Raw genomic sequence first — 3,739 nt, forward strand, 5'->3', positions numbered from 1 at the left:
CCAGCCGCAGCGTCTCGTAGGAGAACGTCGAATACGTGCTCAGCGCCCCGCACAGCCCGGTCCCGACCCCCAGCCCCACCCGCGACGACGCGGCCCCCGCCAGCACCGCCCCGCTGACCAGGCCGAGGACTGCGCTGGCGACCACGTTGACGGTGAACGTGCCCCAGGGGAACACCGTATCGTGACGGGCCTGCACCGCACGGTCGGTCAGATAGCGCAGCGGCGCGCCGACGGCAGCCCCGACGATCACCAGCAGCCAGTTCACCGGCCCGCCGCCCGGCCGACGTAGCGGATCACCTCGACCTCGTCGAGGATCACCAGCCCCTCGGTGACGAGCTCGTCGAGCTGTGGCAGGAACGCGCGTATCCGCGGCTCGTCGTCAACGATGATCACCGCCACTGGCAGGTCCTGGCTCATCGACAGCAGCCGGGTGGTGTGCACGACCGAGGAGGCGCCGAACCCCTCCACTCCGTGGAACACGCTCGCGCCGGCCAGCCCGGCGCGGTGCGCCCGGTGCACGATCTCGGTGGCCAGCGGCCGGTGGTGCCACAGGTCGCTTTCCCCCACGAACACCGTCAGCCGCAGGGCCCGGCCGGTCAGCCTCACCGCGTCCGCCTCCCCATCACTCGCCGTGTCGCCACGGCCGCCGCCCACACCGCGCCCAGCGCCAGCGTCACGGTCAGCGCCAGGTACGCCAGCGCCAGCCCGGCCCGGCCGGTGTCCAGCAGCCGTTCGGCGTCGACCGCGTAGGTGGAGAACGTGGTGAACCCGCCCAGCACGCCGGTGCCCAGGAACGGCCGCACCAGCGAGTGCACCGCCCGCGCTTCGGTGATCACCACCATGAGCAGCCCGATCGCCGCGCATCCCGCCGTGTTCACCGCCAGTGTGGTCCACGGGAAGGAACCGGGCGGGGTCGGCCAGAGCAGCGACGCCCCGTAACGGGCGCATGCCCCGATCGCCCCACCAACCGCGATCGCCGCCAGCAGCGGTACCGGCCAGCGGCGCAACTCCCGACGCTGCGCCAGAACATGCAGATCCACATCCGGATCGGTGGGCCGCACGGTCTCCTGCGAGCGGGTGCCGTCCACGCGTACCTCCCTACCTGCGCGTCACCCGGCGTCGGCCGGGCACGACTCGTCACAGGTAGGGACTGCTGGCGACACCAGGTGTCACGGTTCGGATACGGCGAGCCCCACCGCCGCGCGGCGACAACAGCCGCCACCGACAGCCAACATACCGGGTCCGACGCTCTCGCGGCCCATCCCCCGACGCACGATCGTCGACCCGACGATCAGTACCTGGGCGCCCTGACCATTGCCTCCCCCACGGCGGCCCGGTACCCCGGCAGCGGCCCTCTTCGCCCCTGACCTCGAACCATTTTCCAGATTCGCCCACGGCACCATCGATGGCTCACCGACAACGACACCCAGGCCGTCGCCCATATTCCACCAGAGAAATCCGCTCGATTTCCCCGCCAATCCGCCCAGTAAACCCGCATCCCCTGAGAAGACCGAGACGAAAGATGCATATTTACATTCGCCGTACCAGCTCTACAGCAGGGCAGGAAATTCCTATCTGTACTGATCGTGATCAGGCCGATCCGAGTGGTACGGATGGAGCATGGCGCCGGTGACGGCGGTACCGCGGGGGACGGCTGTTCTCGGCGGTGTGCCGGGTGGACGAGGTGCCGGCGGATGGCGGCGGCTACTCTGAGCGTCCGGATTCCGGGTCCACAGGGGGGATACGATGCCGGCATCGTTGATATTGAAGTTTCCAGCTCCACCGCGTACGCCGTCGCCGCGCCAGTTACTCGGCGCCGCGGCGCGGCTCTTCGAGACCGTCGACAGCGATCATCACGCGGAGAGCAAGCCGTTCGCGGTCGGGCCTGTCACGCCTTCGCCCGGCTCGGGCGCGCCGGCAGCAGGGGGTGCTGCCGCAGGCTCGGCGGGTTCTACGGGTCCCGCCAGCTCCACGGGCTCCACGTCGTCCACCGGTGCGGCGGGTGCCGCGGGTGCGGCGGGCTGTCCGGGGATGACGCTCTGGCGGCTGGGCTGGCTCAGGGATGGCGAGCTGCCCGAGGGCTGGCCGCCGCGGACGGTTCGTTTCGGGCCGTGCGAGCAGCAGGTCACCGGGTTCGACGTGGACCCGTGGCCGTTCGCGCGGCTGGCGTCGGCCGGGCCGGCGCGGCGCGTCCGGCTACGGATGATCACACCGCTGTTCTTCTCCCGTAGCGGCCGGGACCTGCCGCTGCCCGAACCGGTACTGATCGTGCGCTCGCTGTGGACCCGGTGGAACGCCTACGCTCCGGCTGCCCTGGAGATCGATGAAGGCATCGCGCGTGAGCTGGCCGACGCGGTGTTCCTGGACTCCGTCTCCGGGGCGAGCCGGCAGGTCCCGCTCACCGAACAGATCCGGCAGGTCGGGTTCGTGGGCAGCGCCGAGCTGCGCCTGCTGAAGACGGCGTCGGTGACCGTGGCGGACGTCTTCGGCGCGCTGAGCCGGTTCGCGGCCATCGCCGGGATCGGCGCACTGACCACCCACGGTTTCGGCGCCGTCGAGGTGGGACCGACCGTGTGACGCCAGGTGGTCTGGCCCGGCCCCGCCTCGGCGGAGCCGGGCCAGACCGGGTCGGGTCGGGTCGGAACGGGCCAGGCCAGGCCGGCTACGGATCCGGGCGGGTCACAGGTCGAGGCCGGTGAGGACGAGGACCCGTTCGACGGTGAGGTCCTCCATGGCCGCGTGTACGCCCTCCCGTCCCACGCCGGAGTCCTTGGCGCCGCCGTAGGGCATCTGGTCCGCCCGGTAGGACGGGACGTCCCCGACGATCACACCGCCGACATCGAGCTGGCGGTGGGCGCGGAAGGCCGTCGCCACGTCGTGGGTGAAGATCCCGGCCTGTAGGCCGTAGGGGCTGTCGTTGATCCGGGCCAGGCCGTCGTCGAGCCCGTCGACCGGTTCGATGACCAGCACCGGCCCGAACACCTCCTCTCGTACCACCTTCGCCTCGGGTGGCACGCCGCGCAGCACGGTCGGGGTGATGGACGTGCCGTCCCGCTTGCCGCCGGTGACAACCGTCGCGCCGGCGTCGACAGCCTCGGCGATCCAGCGTTCGACCCGTTCCGCGGCGGTCAGGTCGATCAACGGCCCGACCTCGGTCGCCTCGTCGGCGGGGTCGCCGGTGTGTAGCCGCTCGACCGCGGCCGTCACCTCGCTCAGCAACGTCTCGTACACGCTACGTTCGGCGTACACCCGTTGGACGGCGATGCAGGACTGGCCGGCCTGGTAGTTGGCGAACGTCGCGATCCGCTGCGCGGCCTGGCGCAGGTCCGCCGGCGACGACCAGTCGGCGGCGACGAGCACCGCCGCGTTGCCGCCGAGCTCGAGGACGACGTGCTTGCGGGGCACGGCGTCCCGGATCGACCAGCCGACCGCCGCGGAGCCGGTGAACGACACCACCGGCAGCCGCGGGTCCGCGACCAGGCCCGGCATGGCCTCGTTCGGCACGGTCAGCACCGACCACGACCCTTCGGGCAGGTCGGTCTCGGCGAGCAGTTCGGCGAGCAGCAGGGACGACAGCGGCGTCTTCGGCGCCGGCTTGACGATGATCGGCGCGCCGACGGCCAGCGCCGGCGCGACCTTGTGCGCGACCAGGTTCAGCGGGAAGTTGAACGGCGTGATCCCCAGCACCGGGCCGCGGGGGACGCGCCGGACCACGGCCAGCCGCCCCGCCCCCGCCGGG

5 protein-coding genes (1 of these 5 running past the window's edge) are annotated in these 3,739 nt (G+C 71.7%); 1 reads left to right on the forward strand and 4 read right to left on the reverse strand.

The features are described 5' to 3' along the window. The 3 genes from FrCorBMG51_RS00355 to crcB all read right to left on the reverse strand — a co-directional run. On the reverse strand, positions 1–265 hold a 265-nt coding region (locus FrCorBMG51_RS00355; protein ID WP_235433195.1), incomplete at its 3' end, for a fluoride efflux transporter FluC. Continuing rightward, complete coding sequence (locus tag FrCorBMG51_RS00360) at positions 262–606, reverse strand: DUF190 domain-containing protein (protein ID WP_013872357.1); 345 nt, start codon at positions 604–606, stop codon at positions 262–264. The genes FrCorBMG51_RS00355 and FrCorBMG51_RS00360, both read right to left, overlap by 4 nt. Then, the gene (gene crcB, locus FrCorBMG51_RS00365; protein WP_076842234.1) at positions 603–1,088 is read right to left on the reverse strand and encodes a fluoride efflux transporter CrcB; all 486 of its coding nucleotides are present in this window, start codon (positions 1,086–1,088) and stop codon (positions 603–605) included. The genes FrCorBMG51_RS00360 and crcB overlap by 4 nt, the downstream gene beginning before the upstream one ends. Before the next feature lie 943 nt (positions 1,089–2,031). Between crcB and cas6 the strand changes: the two genes are divergently transcribed. Further along, complete coding sequence (gene cas6 / locus FrCorBMG51_RS00370) at positions 2,032–2,577, forward strand: CRISPR system precrRNA processing endoribonuclease RAMP protein Cas6 (protein ID WP_052914181.1); 546 nt, start codon at positions 2,032–2,034, stop codon at positions 2,575–2,577. Between the two features lie 102 nt (positions 2,578–2,679). On the opposite strand, the gene FrCorBMG51_RS00375 is transcribed toward cas6, so the two are convergent. After that, positions 2,680–3,739, reverse strand: the 3' portion of a protein-coding gene (locus FrCorBMG51_RS00375; protein ID WP_047221166.1) for an aldehyde dehydrogenase family protein. 410 nt of this gene lie beyond the right edge of the window; 1,060 of the gene's 1,470 nt are visible here — the last part of the coding sequence; the start codon falls outside the window, past its right edge; its stop codon occupies positions 2,680–2,682.

Source organism: Protofrankia coriariae, assembly GCF_001017755.1.
Taxonomy (GTDB): Bacteria; Actinomycetota; Actinomycetes; order Frankiales; family Frankiaceae; genus Protofrankia; species Protofrankia coriariae.

What these genes read in the sequence shown, in the direction of transcription:
- cas6 (WP_052914181.1), top strand. Translation starts at nt 2,032, where the DNA reads ATGACGCTCTGGCGGCTGGGCTGGCTCAGGGATGGCGAGCTGCCCGAG.